Origin of the sequence: Ochrobactrum sp. S1502_03 (assembly GCF_044435015.1) — a bacterium.
GTDB lineage: Bacteria > Pseudomonadota > Alphaproteobacteria > Rhizobiales > Rhizobiaceae > Brucella > Brucella chromiisoli.
The window spans coordinates 122,865-140,095 of sequence record NZ_JAYEXN010000002.1; the positions used below are offsets into that span (position 1 = coordinate 122,865).

The following is a 17,231-nucleotide window of genomic DNA, read 5'->3' on the forward strand; positions in this document are numbered from 1 at the left end:
TGGCAAGAAGGTGACGTCAATCGTCATGATTTATAACAGTTCCAAGTTTCAGAAAACGCAACTGAACGGATGAAGCAGCAATGACTGGCAAGCGTATGAAAACGCAGGCGGACGTAGAAAGTGAAAGCCTGAGGCTTGGCCAATTGCGGCTGTTGATAGCGCTTGATGCACTTCTTGTCGAAGGCAGCGTTGGTGGTGCAGCCAAACAAATGGGGTTAAGTACAGCCGCCATGAGCCGGTTGCTAGGTCAGATTCGAGAAAAATTCGACGACCCCATTTTTGTTCGGTCCGGTCGCAATATGATAGCGACACCCAAGGCAGAGGCGTTGCGCGGGCGCTTGCGCCGTCTGGCCAATGAAACGGAAGCACTGATGAATTTTGACAGCGGTAATGCTGTTGAAACCCATTGTCTGAGAAAAAATGGCTGGGAGCGCACAAGCACGATTGTGGCACCGCCGCCGCTCGGTATTCGTAAGGTCGTGGAGCTGGAAAACCATCCGACTCCTGAACAACTTGCAGCACAATTTGCGAATATTCAGGACGAGAATGATCCGGCTCTGCGGCTGGCAAAATATATAGGCATTACCGGACGCAAGGCTGGTCACACCCGGCCTCTCGAAATGCATGAAGCCGAAGATGCGTTCACAACAATCTTTACAGGGCAGGCGGATCCCATGCAAATCAGTGCCTTGCTGCGTCTTATTCATTATCGCGGTGAAACTGCGCCGGAACTTGCAGGCATGGCGCAGGCAGCGAAGAAATATTATTCAACAAAAGCCGGTCTCGGCAGACCTGCTCTTGATTGGCCTGCCTATCTCTCGCCAAACTCGCACCAGTCGCCATGGTTTATGCTGTCCGCAATCCTTGTGGCACGCGCAGGTTATCCCGTTGTGCTGCACGGCAATTGCGGCATGGGAGAAATCTCAGGCAAGCTGGAGCTGGCGGCAGAGGCCATCAAAATACCGATTGCCGGTTCATTGTCGCTCGGCGAGGAAGCTCTGAACGCACATGGCATCTGCTTCATGCCTTTGGCGGGATTTGCCCCACAAGTGCATGCATTGCTCGCACTTTATCCGCTGTTTCACTCCAGATCGTCCATCAACAGCCTCGCGCATCTGCTCAATCCAATGCAGCTTTCGGCGTCATTTCTTGGTGTCACGCAGCCAGCCTATCGCGAATTGCACCGTGATGCGGCGGCGCTTTTGGATTGGCAATCGGTCTCGGCGGTTTCGACGAGCCGTGACGTGGCGGAACTGGTACCCTTCCACGCCCATACGATTTACAGATGGGTTGATGGGCAAAAGTCTGACATGACATTGCCAACGCTCTCAAAAGCGACGACAGACAAGCATGCAAGTCTGACGACGTTTGAATATTGGCTTGCCGTCTGGTCCGGGGCTGCGGTTGATGAGCGCGCGGAACTGACGGTTATTGCCTCAGCCGCAATGGCCCTCATGACCGTGCTTGGGGCCGACAATGAAAGCTATGGCCAGTTCCACAAGAAAGCAGAAGAGCTCTGGCGCACACGCCACACTGTTATGTGAGGATTGATAAGATTGTGCTTCAAATAAAATGATCGCAGTCCGGTCATCTGATTCAAACTGATAGCAACGTGTTTCGATCGGTGGAGAAAGATATTCTATATATGGCTTTTTAGAGAAAATAATTCCCGCCTTTGCAGCAGATCGGCACGTTGTTGCGTTGTTAACGGCCAGTGTAAGCCGTAGATTTTGCGGGAATAATCGGGACTCAGCAGGCGATTGCTCAAGCTGGTATTCCAAGGAGATTTTCTATGACTGCTCATTCGCATCCGTTCAATCTGCCGCTGCTTGATATATCCCGCTATAATGGAACGCCGGAAGAACGCGCCAATTTTATCAATGAACTTCGCCGCACGCTCCATGATCATGGCTTTTTCTATCTTACCGGGCATGGCGTTGACCCTCAGCTGATCGCGGATGTTATTGCGACAGCCAAGCGTTTCTTTGCGCTGCCAAGCGAAGAAAAGCTTAAAATTGAGATGATCAAAACATCGAATTTCCGTGGCTATAATCGTGCGGGCCTGGAACGCACACGCGGAGAACAGGACTGGCGCGAACAGCTCGACATCAATACCGAGTTGGAGCCTGTCGACATTGGTCCTGACAGCCCGGCATGGAAGCGTTTGATCGGGCCAAATCAGTGGCCAGAGGCGTTGCCTGAGCTGAAGCCACTCTTGCTTGCGTATCAGGCGGAAGTGACGCGTGTTGGCATTGATGTGCTCAAAGCCATTGCGCAGGCTCTCGGGCAGAGCGAAGATTTCTTCGCGCAAATCTATGAACCGCATCCCTCGCAGCTTTTGAAGATCATTCGCTATCCGGGGCGCGATGTGGCTGAAAGCGAACAGGGCGTTGGCGCACACAAGGACGGTGGCTTCGTGACCGTTCTGCTTCAGGATGTTGTTCCGGGTCTGCGCGTGCAGCGTGAAGACGGCGTCTGGATTGATGCGCCACCTGTGCCGGGCACGTTTGTCATCAATACGGGTGAACTCCTCGAATTGGCAACCAATGGGTTTGTACGCGCTGATGTGCATGGCGTTGTTGCGCCGCCTGCAGGCACTGAACGCTTTTCCGTCGCGTTCTTCCTTGGTGCACGTTATGATGCCACAATCCCTGTTATTGATTTGCCGGAAGACTTGAAGACAAAAGAGCGCGGCGTAAGTGTTGATCCGCTCAATACGCTTTTCCGCGAAGTGGGGCAGAACAATTTGAAGAGCCGCCTGCGTTCACATCCAGACGTTGCCCGCGCCCATCATCAAGATCTGCTGGACTCGCCGGAATTCGCCAGTCTCAAGCTGGGGGCTGCATATTAGAGTAGTGCTTTTGAAAGCGGGGATGCGTTCTGGGAAAAGCAGAGAAGTGAACCCGTTCCTTGCCGGCCGAATGCTAAAGTCGCTTTGGGTCCATCAAGGAACAGGTTCGGGGGTACATATATATCATCCGCCCATTACGCCATTTATTATAGCTGGCAGGAATCACAGATAAATAAAGCGCCGGAGACCCGGCGCTTTTCTTTTATTTTGTGGGTGTATTTCAGCCGCTGATCAGCTTCACTTCCATGAAGTCTTCCAGACCCCATTTGCCGCCTTCGCGTCCATTGCCTGATTGTTTGTATCCGCCGAACGGACTTCCGGCAACGCGCGATGTGCCGTTGATCTGAACCATGCCAGCGCGCAGCTTTCGCGCAACGCGCTTTGCCCGATCCGCATTGCCGGTCTGAACATAAGCAGCAAGACCATAAGGCGTATCATTGGCAATCGCGATGGCGTCTTCTTCCGTGTCGAAAGGAATCATCGCCAAAACCGGGCCAAAGATTTCTTCGCGCGCAATGCTCATATCATTGTTCACATCTGCAAAGATTGTTGGCTTGACGAAATCGCCTTCAGAAATACCGTCCGGACGGCCTGTTCCACCGGCAACCAGACGCGCACCTTCATCAATGCCCTTCTGGATCATTGTTTGAACCTTTTCAAACTGAACAGATGAGGAGAGGGGGCCGATATGTTCGCCCTCCTTTGCCGGATCATCGACCTTGGTATTTTCGGCTGCTTTTTTCGCAAACTCGACCGCCTTTTCGTAGACCGAACGCTCAACCAGCATACGCGTTGGCGCATTGCAGGATTGGCCTGTATTCTCAAAGCAATGGTTTACACCGCGTTTGATGGCCTGTTCGAGATCGCTATCCGCAAACACGATGTTAGGTGACTTGCCACCAAGTTCCAGCGAAACACGCTTCACCGTCGCAGCCGCTGCACGCGAAACAGCCGTACCCGCACGCGTTGAGCCGGTGAAAGACATCATGTCGATATTCGGGTGCTGCGACATTGCTTCACCAACGATCGGACCTTCCCCATTCACAAGATTGAACACGCCTTTTGGCAGCCCGGCCTCATCGATAAATTCGGCAAAGAGCATGGCCGACATGGGAGCGATTTCGGATGGCTTGAGGATAACCGTGCAGCCCACGGCAAGAGCCGGGATAACCTTGAGTGAAATCTGGTTCATCGGCCAGTTCCACGGGGTAATCAGGCCACAAACGCCAATCGGTTCGTGTACGATTGTCTGATTGGGATGCTTGGGCGAAAGAATTTCCTCGAATTCAAAATTCTCGAATGCAGCGATAAAAGCCTTTGTATGCGACAGTCCCGCAGCGGCTTGAGACTCGCGCGCAAGTTTGATCGGCGCGCCCATTTCCTTGGAAATCGCCTGTGCCATTTCCTCAAGGCGGCGTTCATAAACATCCACAATACGGCGCAGATAACCAATGCGTTCTTCAGCGGGCGTTTCGCTCCATAGTGGAAACGCTTTGCGTGCAGCAGCGACAGCAAGATCAATATCCGCAGCCGAACCCGCAGAAATAACCGCATAAGGTTTTTCAGTTGCCGGATTGATGACCTCAATTGTTTTTGCCTCCAACGGAGCCTGCCACGCGCCGTCGATATAAAAATCCGTTTTCTGATCCAGATTTTTCTGAAGCATGATGAAGTCCTCCATGGGTGCTGATTTGATTTTAAGGGACGCCATTTCGCCCATTCCCGACGACGCATTATGCGCATTCATTTCGTATTCTAAACGATGCACCTTTCCCAAATACGGCTTCGCTTTTGGGTCGCATTTTTCGCTTTGCGGAAACTACCTTCCATTCATGACGAGGTCAAAACAGAAGAAAGAATGGAACAATCAAATTTTCTTATTCATTATCGTAGGCTCCGAATTCGATGCCGAGCGTTTCCAGACCTTCTTCGATGTAATCACCTAAAAGAGGAATACCGAGCAGGTATTTCGCTTCACGTCCATTGTGACGATCTCCGGCTGTCGAGAGGGCTTCTTCCCATTCCGCAGCGCTGAAATCACCACGACCAACCCAGACCAGCGCCAGCAATTCGATGCGTTCATCTTCATTTAGCGATTGGATGGCCGCAATCAGTTCCTTTCGGGTCGGGTTGTCGACAGAGGAATCCAGAATGTCGACATCACCATCATCTGCTGCATTGGAGCCGGAAGATTCGTCCACCGCAGGCACTTGAACGTCATACTCCCGTGCTTTGGAGATGATGAATTCGATATTTTCAATATTATTGACCAGTTCGACCATGATTTGCCTCCGTTGTTCGCAGTCATTGCTTGTCGAGCGCTGCACGATGGGTCTGCTTCTGGATTGTGCTCTAAATCGAGAAGAATGGCAAAACCCAGTCGGCTATCAATTTAATCGACAGACCGAAAAGTGTGATCTGTACCAGCAGAAAAAACGGGCCATCCGGCATGACACGCGTAAGCTTTGCACCAATAAAGGTCCCGATGATTGCTGCTGGTAACAACCACAGGCCCAGCGACCAATCGAGATTGGAGAATTGCTGCAACTGCCAGTAAGGGATCAGCTTAACAGCATTAACGATGGCAAAGAGAATGGTCGATGTGCCTGCGAAAACCAGCTTTTCGAGATGTTGAGGAAGTACATACATCTGAAATGGCGGCGCACCTGAATGGGACACAAAGCTGGTAAGTCCGGTCAAAATTCCCCAGAAAGTGCCTCCCGGAATATCGGCCTTGCGCGCCTTACGGCGATATTTCGCGCCCATCCAGACATTGAAGCAGAAGAACAGGCCCACTAAGCCCACAAGCATGCCGATGAAAGTGCTTGAAAGATGTGAACTGAACAGCCAGCCCAATCCGACGCCAACAATGGCTGCGGGTGTGAGAATAGCGAGATTGCGCGCTGAAAAATGGTGCCGGTAAAGATAGAGGCCGAACATGTCACTTACGACATAGATCGGCAATAAGAGGGCTGCGGCTGTCACAGGCGAAATAACCAATGCCATCAATGGCACTGATAATGTGCCGACAGATGGCAGTCCGCCTTTCGATAATCCCACCAGAAAGGCCGCAATAACGGCGACTGTCATAAACAAAGGCGTATGTTCAAGCATTCAGACAGCCACCATTATATAATTTTGGCGAGAGACTCTCGCTCAGCTGTATCAGTTATTTACCCGTTTCCAATAGCGCGGCTGCCCAAAATGTGCGACCCGCCTTTGAAGAATTGCGGTCTATTTATCTTCGGCCAAAGCCGAGGAGGGGTCAGAGGTTGCCACGGCTGCCGGACCTTCAATTCCGCGCTGGCGTTCACGGACGAAAGTAAACAGGCCGGAGATGGTGATCAAAACGATGCCGATGAGCATTGGCAGATCGATGCGATCATGAAAGATAAAATAGCCAAATAAAATGGCCCAGAGCATCTGGCTATATTGCGGAGATGCAATGGCGCTGGCTGGCGCACGCTGTGCGGCAAGCATCAAAAGAATATTGGCGAATGCTGCCAGCAGGCCATAACCTGCCAGATAGGTCCATTGAATGGCGGATGGCGTTTGATAGCTCGGGATCATAAGCGCGCCGCAGATAAGGATCGGCCCGACCAGACCGGCGGTGTAAAGCGAGATGCGCTTTTCCTTTTTTCCCATAGCGCGAAAAATAACGATGCTGAACGCACCGCCGAGGCCTCCGCCAAGCGCACCAAGATGACCAATCGATAATTCGCGGAACCCCGGACGCAGAACCACCAAAACGCCGATAAAGCCGATGATAACTGCCAGCCAGCGGCGCCAGCCTACCTGCTCTTTGAGAAAAATCACGGAAAGGATTGTAACGAAAGCAGGCAGCAGAAAGATGAGTGCAAATGCCTCTGCCATGGAAAGATGGGTAAAGGCGACTACACTGCCAATCACCCCCATCGCGGCGGTCAGTGTTCGCAACAGCCAAAGCTTGAGATTGGTTGTCCTGAACATGTCCAGCCATTCGTCGCCGGGCTTTTTGGTAAAGGGAATGGCAAGTATACCCAGAACGGCACCATAGAAGGCAACTTCATAAGGGGAGAGTGTGCCGTCCAAAAACTTGACGCAGGCATCGCTTACAGCGAATGCGGCATAGGAAGCGAATGCGAGGAAAATACCGTAAAGCATTGTGATGTCCGAATATGGGCCAAGGATAGTTTCCTCCGCGGATCGGATTAATCGATTAAAGCCGATTTAGCAAAAGGCAATTTTGTGGAATTTCGAAAAACTGACCTAAAGTTTATCGCGCTTGATCGCGCAGATGACACTCGCTCTAAACTGCTTTAATTACCGTCGGTTTGCAAACATTCAATGAACCCATTTTGCTGCGGCATGCTTTCGCTGTGCAGCCTATGGTGCAGGGGATAGCTGCCTTTTTAAGGCAGCGAGCTCCACCGAAAATGCATGCCTCATTTGCAATCATATCCGTGGTGGAATTTTGTGCAAAAGACTATTTATGAGGCATCCAACGAGGAGAGAAGAAATGAACATTCGTCAGAAATTCCAGCAGTATGTTTCCCGCCGTCGTGCAATGCGTGAACTTGGTGCGATGGACGATCATCTTCTTGCCGACATCGGCGTATCGCGTTCGCAGATTCAGAGCGCAGTGTTCGGTAAGTAATCACTGATGGTGCGGCTCACAATCGATCGCCCCGAAAGTGAAATTCAATCAATATAACAAAGCGTCGGTCCTCCAGTCCCGGCGCTTTTGTTTTTAAAAATGGCTTATTATAGATCATTCCATTAAAGCATTTTGATATCGCGCGTTGATTGCGTTTCTGTTCCAGAGTCAATTTTTTCTTTTTGAGACAAAACACCCATTAAATTGGGACGTTCTTCTCTTGCTTATGTATGCAGCTCTTGTAACCTGTATTTGTGTGGGGGGGCAGCGATGAAGCTACGCTTCTTTATAGATGTAAAGATAGTTTAGCATCGAAAATCATCACTGCTGATTAGATAGAAGCTTTCATTCCGTAATTGTATACTGTCCCATACGTAAGGCATTATCGTAATTGGAATGTATTGCGGGCTCTAGCCCAAAACGGAATATTAAATATTAAGGCTTGCACATCGGGTAGCCACACGCTTATGTGGCTACCCGATGTTGTGTAAGGCCTTCCCATGATCAATCTCATTCTCAATGGAATAATAATCGGCATCGGTGCGACGATTGTTATGGATGTCTGGGCGCTTGCGCTTGCGCAGTTTCCCGGTCAGTCGCGCCCGAATTGGGGTCTTGTTGGCCGCTGGTTCTGGCATTTGCGCGACGGGCAGATATTTCACGATGACATTGCTGCATCCCGGCCCTATGCGCATGAGGTCGCTTTGGGCTGGATTGGTCATTATGCCGTTGGTATTCTTTATGGCGTTATTTTTGCGCTTTATGCCGGCAGTGTATGGTTCGCGAATCCAGCATTTCTTCCGGCATGGATATTTGGTCTCCTGACAGTGGCTGCAGGCTGGTTTTTGTTACAGCCGGGCTTGGGAATCGGCTGGGCAGCATCGCGATTGCCCAACGCGCGCACGGTGAGAGTGCTGAATCTGGTTGCGCATACATTCTTTGCGCTTGGCATGTATGGCACCGCAATTTTGTTAAAAATGTTATGATAAACAATTAGATAGTCTTAGAAGATCAACGTTGGGCATCTGTCATTTTTGAAGCTCTTTCAAAAAATAAAGCCTGAATGGACGGCTGGCGCAGCGCAAAATCTCGGTCCAAACTAAATCACGTTAATAAACAGGCATTCTTGCGGCAGAACTGTGTTTTTGATCGTATTGGGTGTATGGGGAACAAATCCGCTTGCTGTTATGTGGCTGCGGTTAACAAATACGGCATTCGCAATAGATTGCACTGATTAAAAGTGGCTGAGCGTTCTCTTTCGCGTTGCGTCATTCATTGGTGTTATGGAAAGCGAGCTTTTGCCCTGGAGGGACCATGCTGGAAAAGCTGTTCAAGTTGCAGGAACACGGCACATCGGTGAGAACGGAAGTTATCGCCGGTTTGACGACCTTCCTGACCATGTCTTACATCATCTTCGTCAATCCTGATATTTTGTCCAGCACGGGCATGGATCGCAACGCGGTTTTCGTTGCAACCTGTCTTGCGGCGGCATTGGGTTCGATCGTCATGGCACTTGTTGCCAATTGGCCGATCGGCATGGCTCCGGGCATGGGCCTGAATGCCTTTTTCGCCTTCACAGTTGTGGGCGCTATGGGCTTTTCATGGCAACAGGCGCTTGGCGCGGTATTCATCTCTGGTGTCATCTTCCTGCTCCTCACCGTAACAGGTATTCGACGTTGGCTGGTTGAGGGTATTCCACAATCATTGCGCAGCGCCATTGCAGCCGGTATTGGCATGTTTCTGGCGTTGATCGGTCTTAAGAATGCAGGCATTGTTGTTGCTAATCCGGCAACACTGGTCGGTCTTGGCGATTTGCATGGTGCCGGTCCGCTTCTGGCGATTGCAGGCTTTTTCATCATCGCAGCTCTGGATGCGCTCAAAATTCGCGGCGCAATTCTGATCGGTATCCTCGTTGTTACCATTGCATCGATTTCGCTCGGCATTACGCAGTTTAATGGTGTGTTCGACACGCCTCCAAGTCTCATGCCGACATTCATGCAGCTTGATATCATGGGTGCCTTGCATACCGGCATTCTGCATGTGATTCTGGTTTTCGTGCTTGTCGAAGTTTTTGACGCGACCGGTACGCTGATCGGTGTTGCAAAGCGCGGCGGCCTGATCGAACCGGGTAAGCCAAATCGGCTTGGCAGGGCCTTGTTTGCAGATAGCACAGCCATCCTCGGCGGCTCACTGCTCGGCACATCCTCAACGACCGCTTACGTCGAAAGCGCATCCGGCGTTCAGGCTGGTGGCCGAACAGGTTTGACAGCACTTGTTGTTGCTGTGCTGTTCCTTGCTGCGCTGTTCATTTCACCGCTGGCAGGTTCCGTGCCTGCCTATGCCACAGCACCGGCACTTGTTTATGTTGCCTGCCTGATGATGCGTGAGTTGTCAGAAATCAAGTGGGACGAGATCACAGAAGCAGCGCCTGCCGCTCTGACGGCACTTGCAATTCCATTCACCTATTCGATTGCAAACGGTCTTGCTTTTGGTTTCATCACCTATGTTGTGCTCAAAGCTGTCACCGGAAAAGCACGCGAGGTGCATCTGGCAACATGGATTGTAGCGGCATTGTTTGTGATCCGCTTCGCATTTTTCCCAGAATAACAATAAACGCCGGGGCAATACCCCGGCGTTTTTCTATCTGCTTTATTTGGGAGTTCAGATGATGGCACCGGATGAATTTAAGCTGCTTGAGAAGCTAATTGATGTCATTGAACAAGACATCATTCCTTTGACCCAACAGGGCGTTGCAAAAGGCAACAAGGTGTTTGGTGCTGCACTTTTGCGCAAGTCAGATTTATCTCTGGTGCTGGCTGAAACGAATAATGAAACCGAAAATCCCCTCTGGCATGGCGAAGTGCACACGCTCAAACGCTTTTATGAAATGCCGGAGCAGGGGCGCCCCAACACCAAAGATATGGTTTTCCTGTCCACGCATGAGCCATGCTCTATGTGCCTTTCGGCGATTACGTGGAGCGGGTTTGATAATTTTTATTATCTGTTCAGCCATGAGGATTCACGCGATGCGTTTTCGATCCCGCATGATCTGAAAATCCTCAAAGAGGTCTTCACATTAGAGCCGGGTGGCTACAACCGCGATAATAGCTTCTGGCACAGCCATTCAATTCCAAAAATGGTGGCATCGCTGCCGGAGCCGGATCGTCAGCGGCTGGAAAAGCGACTGGATGCAATTCGCGCACAATATGATGCAATGTCCGGCGCGTATCAGTCATCAAAAGACGGAAATACTATTCCGCTGAGCTAATTCAAAGGCCGCATATCAAATCTGATATGCGGCCTTATTATTTTAAATCTTGTCGAGCAGATTGCGCTTCTGAAGGTTCTGGATCAAAGCGCGAATACCAAAAGTCCATTCGGCGCAGTTATCGGTGCGATCCACCCAATTGACGAGACATCCGAGCTTAGGCGTAGAGATTTCCACCTTGTCGCCGATTTCGTGTGTGAAGCCCTGACCTGCTCCACGACGGTCTTTGACGGGGGCAAACATTGTGCCGAGGAAAAGAACGGCACCATCAGGATATTGGTGGTTACGGTTCATCATTTGCCCGGCAAGATTTTCCGGATCGCGACTGATCGCTTCCATTGGGCTTTCCCCGGTCATTTCGAAACCATCGCTACCGGTTACTTTGAGCGAAAGCTTGAGCTTGCGCAGAACATCCATGGTGAAGTTTCCGTCGAAAAGACGAATGAACGGGCCAACTCCGCAGGATGCATTGTTGTCCTTGGCCTTGCCGAGAAGCAACGCTGAGCGCCCTTCGACGTCACGCAAATTGACGTCATTTCCGAGTGTTGCACCGACAATGCGGCCATCCGAAGCCACAGCCAGGACCACCTCCGGTTCAGGATTGTTCCATTGCGAGATCGGCAGGATGCCAACCGTGGCACCACAGCCAACCGCAGACATGGGCTGCGACTTGGTGAAAATTTCAGCATCGGGACCGATCCCGACTTCCAGATATTGCGACCAGAGGCCCATTTCCTGAAGCAGCGCCTTGACCTGTGCAGCTTTCTCGGAACCGGCGGCGACGCCGCGCAGACTGTCGCCAATCACTGGTGCAAGCCGATCACGGACTTCGCGCGCGCGCGTCGGATCGCCTTTTGCCTGTTCTTCGATCACGCGCTCAAGCATGCTGTCGGCGAAAGTGACGCCTGCCGCTTTGATTGATTGCAAATCGATGGGCGCCAGCAATTCGCCTTTTGCGCCGGAAAGATAATCGTCTAGAGCGCCAAGATCGGCAAAGCGGCTGACATCCTTGAGCTCATCGACCAGTGTTTTACGTTCGAGCAAGCCGGAAACGGTTGCGGAAAGTTGAGAGAGATCATGCACATGGCCATTGGCGACCAAAACGGGGCAGGGACCATTTTCAGCCTTTGACCACACCCGGCCGATTAGAACTGCCGATGCACTATCTTCGGGCAGGATGGTGGATGAATTCAGAATATGCTTGTCTTGCACGGATAGTCCTCCCATTTGGCAATATCTCCTCAACTCAGAAATCCGGATTGAATTGAATCCGAATTTATTGTCTGGTTGTCTGATAACTGTATATACCTGCTTTGAAAACAGTTTTATGCACCAAATGCGGTTTCGACATGAAATAGTGTTTCACATTGCAGAACCATAACAGGTCAAATATCAATGGCTTCAATAGCGGTCGAGTGTCAGGACATTATGGGAGAACGCCTTGTTCGATGAAATCAGACGGAGTGAACAGCTTCCCGCCCGTATTGCTTCTGAGATTGTGCGCCAGATAACCGAAGGTAGCTGGCAACCTGGGCATAAATTGCCAACCGAACATCGTTTGGCCCAAAGTTTTGGCGTTAGCCGTTCGGTCATTCGCGAGGCTATTGCGCAACTGCGCAGCGAGGGGCTGATTGAAACGCGACAGGGGGTTGGCGCATTTGTTACCGAACCCGACCGGCGTCAAGCGATTCGTATTGAGCCTGAAACGCTTGCCGACCGCGATCATTTCCGCAGCTTGTTTCAGCTGCGCATGGCACTTGAGATTGAGGCTGCTGGCCTTGCGGCTGTGCATCACACGGCTGAGGACATGTGCAAGCTGGATGAAGCGCTCGCAGGAATGAGTGGCCACAAGAAATGGGCCGATGAAGGCATTGATGCCGATCTGGCATTTCACCGCGCATTGGCGAGTGCCACGCATAACGAATATTTTCCTCTCGTTCTTGGTTTTATTGCAGAGCGTATTAGCCAGGCCATTCGCGCCGCGCGGGCGCGTGCGGTTCTCGAAGAGATCGTTGAAATCACAATTCAGGAGCATCAAGCAGTCCGCGATGCGATTGCCGAGCGCGATCCTTTAAAGGCGCGAGACGTCATGCGAAAGCATGTGGTCGGCGCTGCACAACGCGTTAATCTTGAGTTGGAGACATTCTGAGCATGTCGGGATTGCATATAATAGTCATGGGCGTTTCCGGCTCCGGTAAATCGACAGTCGGGGAAAGGCTGGCAGAAGCCCTTCATCTGCCTTTTCTTGAAGGTGACAGCCTGCATCCACAATCCAATGTCGATAAAATGGTGGCTGGAATTCCGTTGCAGGATGATGATCGTTGGCCTTGGCTTGACCTCATCGCAGAGCGTCTTGCAACGGCTGAAAGCGGAATCATTATATCCTGCTCATCGCTTAAGAGAAGCTATCGTGAGCGCCTTCGGAAGGCTGCACATGGACCGCTGTTGTTCATTTTTCTCGATGGCAGTTTTGAAGTTCTGCATGAACATATGGGCCACCGTACCGGCCACTTCATGCCATTAGCAATGCTGGAAAGCCAACTTGCCACCCTCGAAAGCCCGGTCGGCGAACCCATGGTATTCCGCGCAGATGTTATCGATCCTATTGAGAAAATCGTTTCAGAAAGCCTTGAATGGATCCGTTCGATGGCGGCCGAGTTACCGTAGCGGCCAGAAGAACATCAGCGCAGGCACTGTTACAAGTGCGATAATGATCGATAATGGCAGCCCAAGTCTGGGATAATCGCTGAACTTATAGCCGCCGGGACCCATCACAAGCGTATTGCACTGATGTCCGATCGGGGTGAGGAAATCGCACCCCGCGCCAATCGCTACCGCCATAAGAAAGGCTTCCGGCTTAAAGCCCAGTCCCGCTGCGAAACTCGTTGCAATCGGAGCCATAACCAGCACCGTTGCGGCATTGTTGAGAAAAGGCGTGACCATCATGGCCGTCACCAGAATGAGCGCCAGTGCGCCAGCAGGCGGCAATTGGTGACCAATGTTTGACAGCCATTGTGCGATCAGCTCAGTGCCTCCCGTTGTTCGCAAAGCATCAGACACAGGTATCAGGGCCGCAAGCATCACCAGAATTGGGCCGTCGATCTCATCATAGACTTCGTTGATCGGAATGACTTTGAATAGCAGCATAGCAACGGCCGCGGCAAAAAATGCAACCGCGACAGGCACGATACTCAATGCCGTCGCACCAATTGCAGCAATGAGAATGGTAAGCGGGACGAGGCCACGCCGGACACTTCCAAGCATCAGCTTGCGTCGTGCCAATGGCAGCAATTCAGATTCGGTCAGGAAGTTTGAAAGGCTGGCTTGTCTGCCTTGCAGAACCACCACATCCCCAAAGCTTAGACGTACCTCACTCAGCCGTTCTGAAATACGCTGGCCGGGCCGGCTGACTGCGAGCAGATTGACCTCATAGCGCGCGTAGATATCAAGCTGTTGTGCGTTCAGGCCGACCAGGCGGGAATTGGTGCCGATAACAGCCTCAACGGTTTCGATCTCCGTTGAACCGCTTGTTTCAGACGGGTTTCTGTTTTTCGATAGAGTGAGTTTTCCAGAACTTACAACGGTGTCCAGTGCTTTCGGATCGCCTTCAAGCAGCACGACATCGTTTTCAACAATCACGGTATCGGGCAAAGGTGTAATGCGGCTGTTCTTGCGAACGATCGATGTTACCATCGCCTCGCCTTCAGCTGGCTTGATCAGATCACTGATGCGTTTACCAACAACAGGAGAATTGGCAAGCACACTGGCTTCACAGGCGTAGTTTTTGATCTTAATCGCTTCGTTGAGCGAAATGTTTTCGCGCGTGCGCTGTGGCACAAGCCAATAAAAAGTCACAAGGTAAATCAGACCTACACTGGCGAGTATAGCGCCGACGGGGGTGAAATCGAACATCGTGAAGGGCTGACCGACCATTTCACCGCGAATGCGCGACACAACGATGTTGGGTGAGGTGCCCACTTGCGTCATCAAGCCACCAAGCAGCGCACCAAACGCCATTGGCATCAGGAAGGTTGATGGCGAGACATTGGAGCGGCGCGCAAACTGGAACGCAACCGGAATCATAATTGCCAATGCACCAACATTTTTCACGAATGCCGATAAAACTGTAACAATGGCAACAAGAACCGCGAGCTGCAATCGAACGCTGTTTATATCCGGCAGAAATCGCTGAACCGCGTCTTGCATAAGGCCTGAGCGTGCCACTCCGGCACTCACAATCAGCGCGCTGCCCACGATAATGACGATGCCATCACTGAAACCGGTAAAAGCCTGATCATAAGGGACGACGCCAACGGCAACAGCCAATAAAAGCGAGCAGAGAGCTACAATATCGTAGCGAAATCTGCCCCAGATAAATGCCCCCATCATAAGAATGATCACTGCAAAGGACAGTATCTGCGGATGGGTCATCGAATGCGCGTTCCTCGGAAGGAGAAAAATATTCTATTTCGTGTAGCGCATAACAAAGAAAACGAAAATGCTAAAATGAAGCGATTTCTTATATATCGGGCGCTCAAAATGCAGAACGCCCGATATTGAAATTAGTTGCTCGCGCGGCGACCATCGGCACCAAAAATATGAACGTCTTTCGCAGAAGCGCCGATTTTGACCATTTCATCGATGGAATGTTCTGAGCGACCAGCAACGCGGAAGATCAGCGGCTTGCCATCGGATAGAGAGCTATGGATATAGCTTTCGGCGCCAACCAATTCGATCGCATCAATACGTACTTCCGTGTTGAAGCCATCTGCGTCAGGCTCACCGTTCTCAATGATACGAATATCTTCAGGACGCACACCAAAAGTGTACTTCTCCGAAGGAAGCGCAACCGCTTTACCCGGCTGCCAGACAGTGCTTTCGCTCTTTTCGAGCAGATTCATCGATGGTGAACCGATGAAAGTGGCAACGAAGGTCGAAGCCGGTTTTTCATAAAGCTCAATTGGGGTGCCAACCTGCTCAATATTGCCGGCGTTCAATACCACGAGACGATCAGCCATGGTCATGGCTTCCATCTGATCGTGTGTGACGTAAACACTGGTTGTGCCGAGTGCACGCTGAAGGCGCTTGATCTCAACGCGCATCTGTACGCGAAGTTTTGCATCGAGGTTTGAAAGCGGTTCATCGAAAAGGAATGCAGCCGGTTCACGCACGATAGCGCGACCCATGGCAACGCGCTGACGCTGACCGCCCGAAAGCTGGCGCGGCTTGCGATCAAGAAACTGTTCAATTTCAAGCGCTTTTGCGGCCTTGTTGATGCGGCGTTCGATTTCGTCTTTGGGTGTTTTGCGATTTTTCAGACCATAGGCGAGGTTTTCGCGAACAGTCATATGCGGATAGAGCGCATAGTTCTGAAACACCATTGCGATGTCGCGTTCGGCTGGTTCGACATCGTTGACGATGCGGTCACCAATGGAAATTGTACCAGCACTGATGCCTTCAAGTCCTGCGATCATGCGCAGAAGCGTGGATTTTCCGCAGCCTGAAGGCCCAACAAGAACGACGAACTCGCCGTCCTGAATATCCAGCGAAACGCCTTTGATGACTTCAACACCGCCGCCATAGCTTTTGCGGACATTATCAAGAATGATCTTGCTCATTATTTTTCCGTTTCAACGAGACCTTTGACGAACCAGCGCTGCATCAATACCACCACGAGAATAGGCGGTATGATAGCCAGAATGGCCGTGACCATGACGTAATTCCACGGTGTGGAAGCATCGGCGAAATCCACCATACGGCGCAGGCCGATGATAATGGTGTTCATCTTTGCGTCATTGGTCACGAGCAGCGGCCACAGATACTGGGTCCAGCCATAAATGAAGAGAATGACGAAGAGGGCAGCAATGTTCGTCTTCGACAGCGGCAGCAGAATATCACGCATGAAGCGAAATGGACCTGCATTATCGATGCGTGCAGCTTCTACCAACTCACCGGGAATGGTGAGAAAGAACTGCCGGAACAGGAATGTTGCCGTTGCCGATGCCATCAAAGGCAATGTCAGACCAGCGTAAGTGTCAATCAAACCGAGATCGACGATGACCTTATAGGTCGGGAGAATACGCACTTCGACAGGCAGCATCAGTGTAACAAAAATCATCCAGAAGAAGAACATGCGGAATGGAAAGCGAAAGAATACAATCGCAAACGCCGACATGAAGGAGATGATGATCTTGCCAACGGCAATCAGCATGGCAACGACGAATGAATTCCACAAAAGCCGTTCAAGACTGACGCCAACAACACGTTCAACGCCGCCGAATATGGCTTCGTTATAGTTCTCCATCATATGCCCGCCGGGCAAGAGCGAGATTGGCGGACGGATGATCTGGCCAGATGTCATCGTTGACGCGATGAAGGTGTAATAAATCGGAAAGGCAACAATGATGATCCCGATGATCAGGATCAAATGGCCGATCAGATTGGAGACTGGGCGTTTTTCAATCATTCTCGCCTCA

Annotated in this window: 16 protein-coding genes; 8 read left to right on the plus strand and 8 right to left on the minus strand. The window is 51.3% G+C overall.

From position 1 onward, the window contains the following. Positions 1 to 80 precede the first annotated feature (80 nt). Together VBH83_RS02615 and VBH83_RS02620 are read left to right on the plus strand one after the other, a co-directional pair. The gene (locus tag VBH83_RS02615; protein ID WP_396996179.1) at positions 81 to 1,544 is read left to right on the plus strand and encodes a glycosyl transferase family protein; all 1,464 of its coding nucleotides are present in this window, start codon (positions 81 to 83) and stop codon (positions 1,542 to 1,544) included. A gap of 248 nt (positions 1,545 to 1,792) precedes the next feature. Further along, positions 1,793 to 2,851 (plus strand): isopenicillin N synthase family dioxygenase, encoded by a 1,059-nt coding sequence (locus VBH83_RS02620; RefSeq protein ID WP_396996181.1) that lies wholly within the window; start codon positions 1,793 to 1,795, stop codon positions 2,849 to 2,851. A gap of 220 nt (positions 2,852 to 3,071) precedes the next feature. Here VBH83_RS02620 and VBH83_RS02625 read toward each other — a convergent pair whose 3' ends face one another. The 4 genes from VBH83_RS02625 to VBH83_RS02640 all read right to left on the minus strand — a co-directional run bounded on the left by VBH83_RS02625 (position 3,072) and on the right by VBH83_RS02640 (position 6,994). Then, a complete protein-coding gene (locus tag VBH83_RS02625; protein ID WP_396996183.1) occupies positions 3,072 to 4,517 on the minus strand; it encodes an aldehyde dehydrogenase family protein in 1,446 nt (481 codons plus the stop codon). Between the two features lie 211 nt (positions 4,518 to 4,728). Continuing rightward, entirely contained in the window at positions 4,729 to 5,133 is a 405-nt protein-coding gene (locus VBH83_RS02630) for a DUF3775 domain-containing protein (protein WP_265984069.1), read from the minus strand. A gap of 70 nt (positions 5,134 to 5,203) precedes the next feature. After that, positions 5,204 to 5,965 (minus strand): sulfite exporter TauE/SafE family protein, encoded by a 762-nt coding sequence (locus VBH83_RS02635; protein ID WP_265984071.1) that lies wholly within the window; start codon positions 5,963 to 5,965, stop codon positions 5,204 to 5,206. Between the two features lie 120 nt (positions 5,966 to 6,085). Beyond that, positions 6,086 to 6,994 carry a DMT family transporter gene (locus tag VBH83_RS02640; RefSeq protein WP_265984072.1) on the minus strand — a complete coding sequence of 303 codons (909 nt, stop codon included), beginning with the start codon at positions 6,992 to 6,994 and terminating at the stop codon, positions 6,086 to 6,088. Positions 6,995 to 7,349: 355 nt separating this feature from the next. Between VBH83_RS02640 and VBH83_RS02645 the strand changes: the two genes are divergently transcribed. From VBH83_RS02645 to VBH83_RS02660, 4 genes are all read left to right on the plus strand, one after another. Beyond that, positions 7,350 to 7,487 carry a DUF1127 domain-containing protein gene (locus tag VBH83_RS02645; protein ID WP_084486677.1) on the plus strand — a complete coding sequence of 46 codons (138 nt, stop codon included), beginning with the start codon at positions 7,350 to 7,352 and terminating at the stop codon, positions 7,485 to 7,487. A gap of 500 nt (positions 7,488 to 7,987) precedes the next feature. Continuing rightward, positions 7,988 to 8,473 (plus strand): DUF2938 domain-containing protein, encoded by a 486-nt coding sequence (locus VBH83_RS02650; RefSeq protein ID WP_265984078.1) that lies wholly within the window; start codon positions 7,988 to 7,990, stop codon positions 8,471 to 8,473. A 328-nt stretch (positions 8,474 to 8,801) separates the two neighbouring features. Beyond that, entirely contained in the window at positions 8,802 to 10,094 is a 1,293-nt protein-coding gene (locus VBH83_RS02655; RefSeq protein ID WP_265984079.1) for an NCS2 family permease, read from the plus strand. Positions 10,095 to 10,155: 61 nt separating this feature from the next. Further along, positions 10,156 to 10,755 (plus strand): deaminase, encoded by a 600-nt coding sequence (locus VBH83_RS02660; protein ID WP_265984473.1) that lies wholly within the window; start codon positions 10,156 to 10,158, stop codon positions 10,753 to 10,755. 42 nt (positions 10,756 to 10,797) lie between these two features. On the opposite strand, the gene VBH83_RS02665 is transcribed toward VBH83_RS02660, so the two are convergent. Continuing rightward, positions 10,798 to 11,982, minus strand: coding sequence for a fumarylacetoacetate hydrolase family protein (locus VBH83_RS02665; RefSeq protein WP_265984080.1), 1,185 nt, complete (start codon positions 11,980 to 11,982; stop codon positions 10,798 to 10,800). Positions 11,983 to 12,196: 214 nt separating this feature from the next. Here VBH83_RS02665 and VBH83_RS02670 point away from each other — a divergent pair, with 214 nt between their 5' ends. After that, positions 12,197 to 12,904 carry a FadR/GntR family transcriptional regulator gene (locus VBH83_RS02670; RefSeq protein ID WP_265984082.1) on the plus strand — a complete coding sequence of 236 codons (708 nt, stop codon included), beginning with the start codon at positions 12,197 to 12,199 and terminating at the stop codon, positions 12,902 to 12,904. Positions 12,905 to 12,906: 2 nt separating this feature from the next. Continuing rightward, positions 12,907 to 13,422, plus strand: a complete 516-nt coding sequence (locus tag VBH83_RS02675; RefSeq protein WP_396996187.1) for a gluconokinase — start codon at positions 12,907 to 12,909, stop codon at positions 13,420 to 13,422. Here VBH83_RS02675 and VBH83_RS02680 read toward each other — a convergent pair. The 3 genes from VBH83_RS02680 to ugpE all read right to left on the minus strand — a co-directional run bounded on the left by VBH83_RS02680 (position 13,414) and on the right by ugpE (position 17,221). Beyond that, complete coding sequence (locus tag VBH83_RS02680; RefSeq protein WP_265984085.1) at positions 13,414 to 15,186, minus strand: SLC13 family permease; 1,773 nt, start codon at positions 15,184 to 15,186, stop codon at positions 13,414 to 13,416. The genes VBH83_RS02675 and VBH83_RS02680 overlap by 9 nt on opposite strands. Positions 15,187 to 15,317: 131 nt before the next feature. Next, entirely contained in the window at positions 15,318 to 16,373 is a 1,056-nt protein-coding gene (locus VBH83_RS02685) for a sn-glycerol-3-phosphate import ATP-binding protein UgpC (protein WP_265984087.1), read from the minus strand. Next, complete coding sequence (gene ugpE / locus VBH83_RS02690) at positions 16,373 to 17,221, minus strand: sn-glycerol-3-phosphate ABC transporter permease UgpE (protein WP_265984088.1); 849 nt, start codon at positions 17,219 to 17,221, stop codon at positions 16,373 to 16,375. The genes VBH83_RS02685 and ugpE overlap by 1 nt, the downstream gene beginning before the upstream one ends. Between the last annotated feature and the right edge of the window lie 10 nt (positions 17,222 to 17,231).

Coding starts and splice junctions, on each gene's coding strand:
- VBH83_RS02615 (WP_396996179.1), top strand. CDS start 81: ATGACTGGCAAGCGTATGAAAACGCAGGCGGACGTAGAAAGTGAAAGC.
- VBH83_RS02620 (WP_396996181.1), top strand. CDS start 1,793: ATGACTGCTCATTCGCATCCGTTCAATCTGCCGCTGCTTGATATATCC.
- VBH83_RS02625 (WP_396996183.1), bottom strand. CDS start 4,517: ATGCTTCAGAAAAATCTGGATCAGAAAACGGATTTTTATATCGACGGC.
- VBH83_RS02630 (WP_265984069.1), bottom strand. CDS start 5,133: ATGGTCGAACTGGTCAATAATATTGAAAATATCGAATTCATCATCTCC.
- VBH83_RS02635 (WP_265984071.1), bottom strand. CDS start 5,965: ATGCTTGAACATACGCCTTTGTTTATGACAGTCGCCGTTATTGCGGCC.
- VBH83_RS02640 (WP_265984072.1), bottom strand. CDS start 6,994: ATGCTTTACGGTATTTTCCTCGCATTCGCTTCCTATGCCGCATTCGCT.
- VBH83_RS02645 (WP_084486677.1), top strand. CDS start 7,350: ATGAACATTCGTCAGAAATTCCAGCAGTATGTTTCCCGCCGTCGTGCA.
- VBH83_RS02650 (WP_265984078.1), top strand. CDS start 7,988: ATGATCAATCTCATTCTCAATGGAATAATAATCGGCATCGGTGCGACG.
- VBH83_RS02655 (WP_265984079.1), top strand. CDS start 8,802: ATGCTGGAAAAGCTGTTCAAGTTGCAGGAACACGGCACATCGGTGAGA.
- VBH83_RS02660 (WP_265984473.1), top strand. CDS start 10,156: ATGGCACCGGATGAATTTAAGCTGCTTGAGAAGCTAATTGATGTCATT.
- VBH83_RS02665 (WP_265984080.1), bottom strand. CDS start 11,982: ATGGGAGGACTATCCGTGCAAGACAAGCATATTCTGAATTCATCCACC.
- VBH83_RS02675 (WP_396996187.1), top strand. CDS start 12,907: ATGTCGGGATTGCATATAATAGTCATGGGCGTTTCCGGCTCCGGTAAA.
- VBH83_RS02680 (WP_265984085.1), bottom strand. CDS start 15,186: ATGACCCATCCGCAGATACTGTCCTTTGCAGTGATCATTCTTATGATG.
- VBH83_RS02685 (WP_265984087.1), bottom strand. CDS start 16,373: ATGAGCAAGATCATTCTTGATAATGTCCGCAAAAGCTATGGCGGCGGT.
- ugpE (WP_265984088.1), bottom strand. CDS start 17,221: ATGATTGAAAAACGCCCAGTCTCCAATCTGATCGGCCATTTGATCCTG.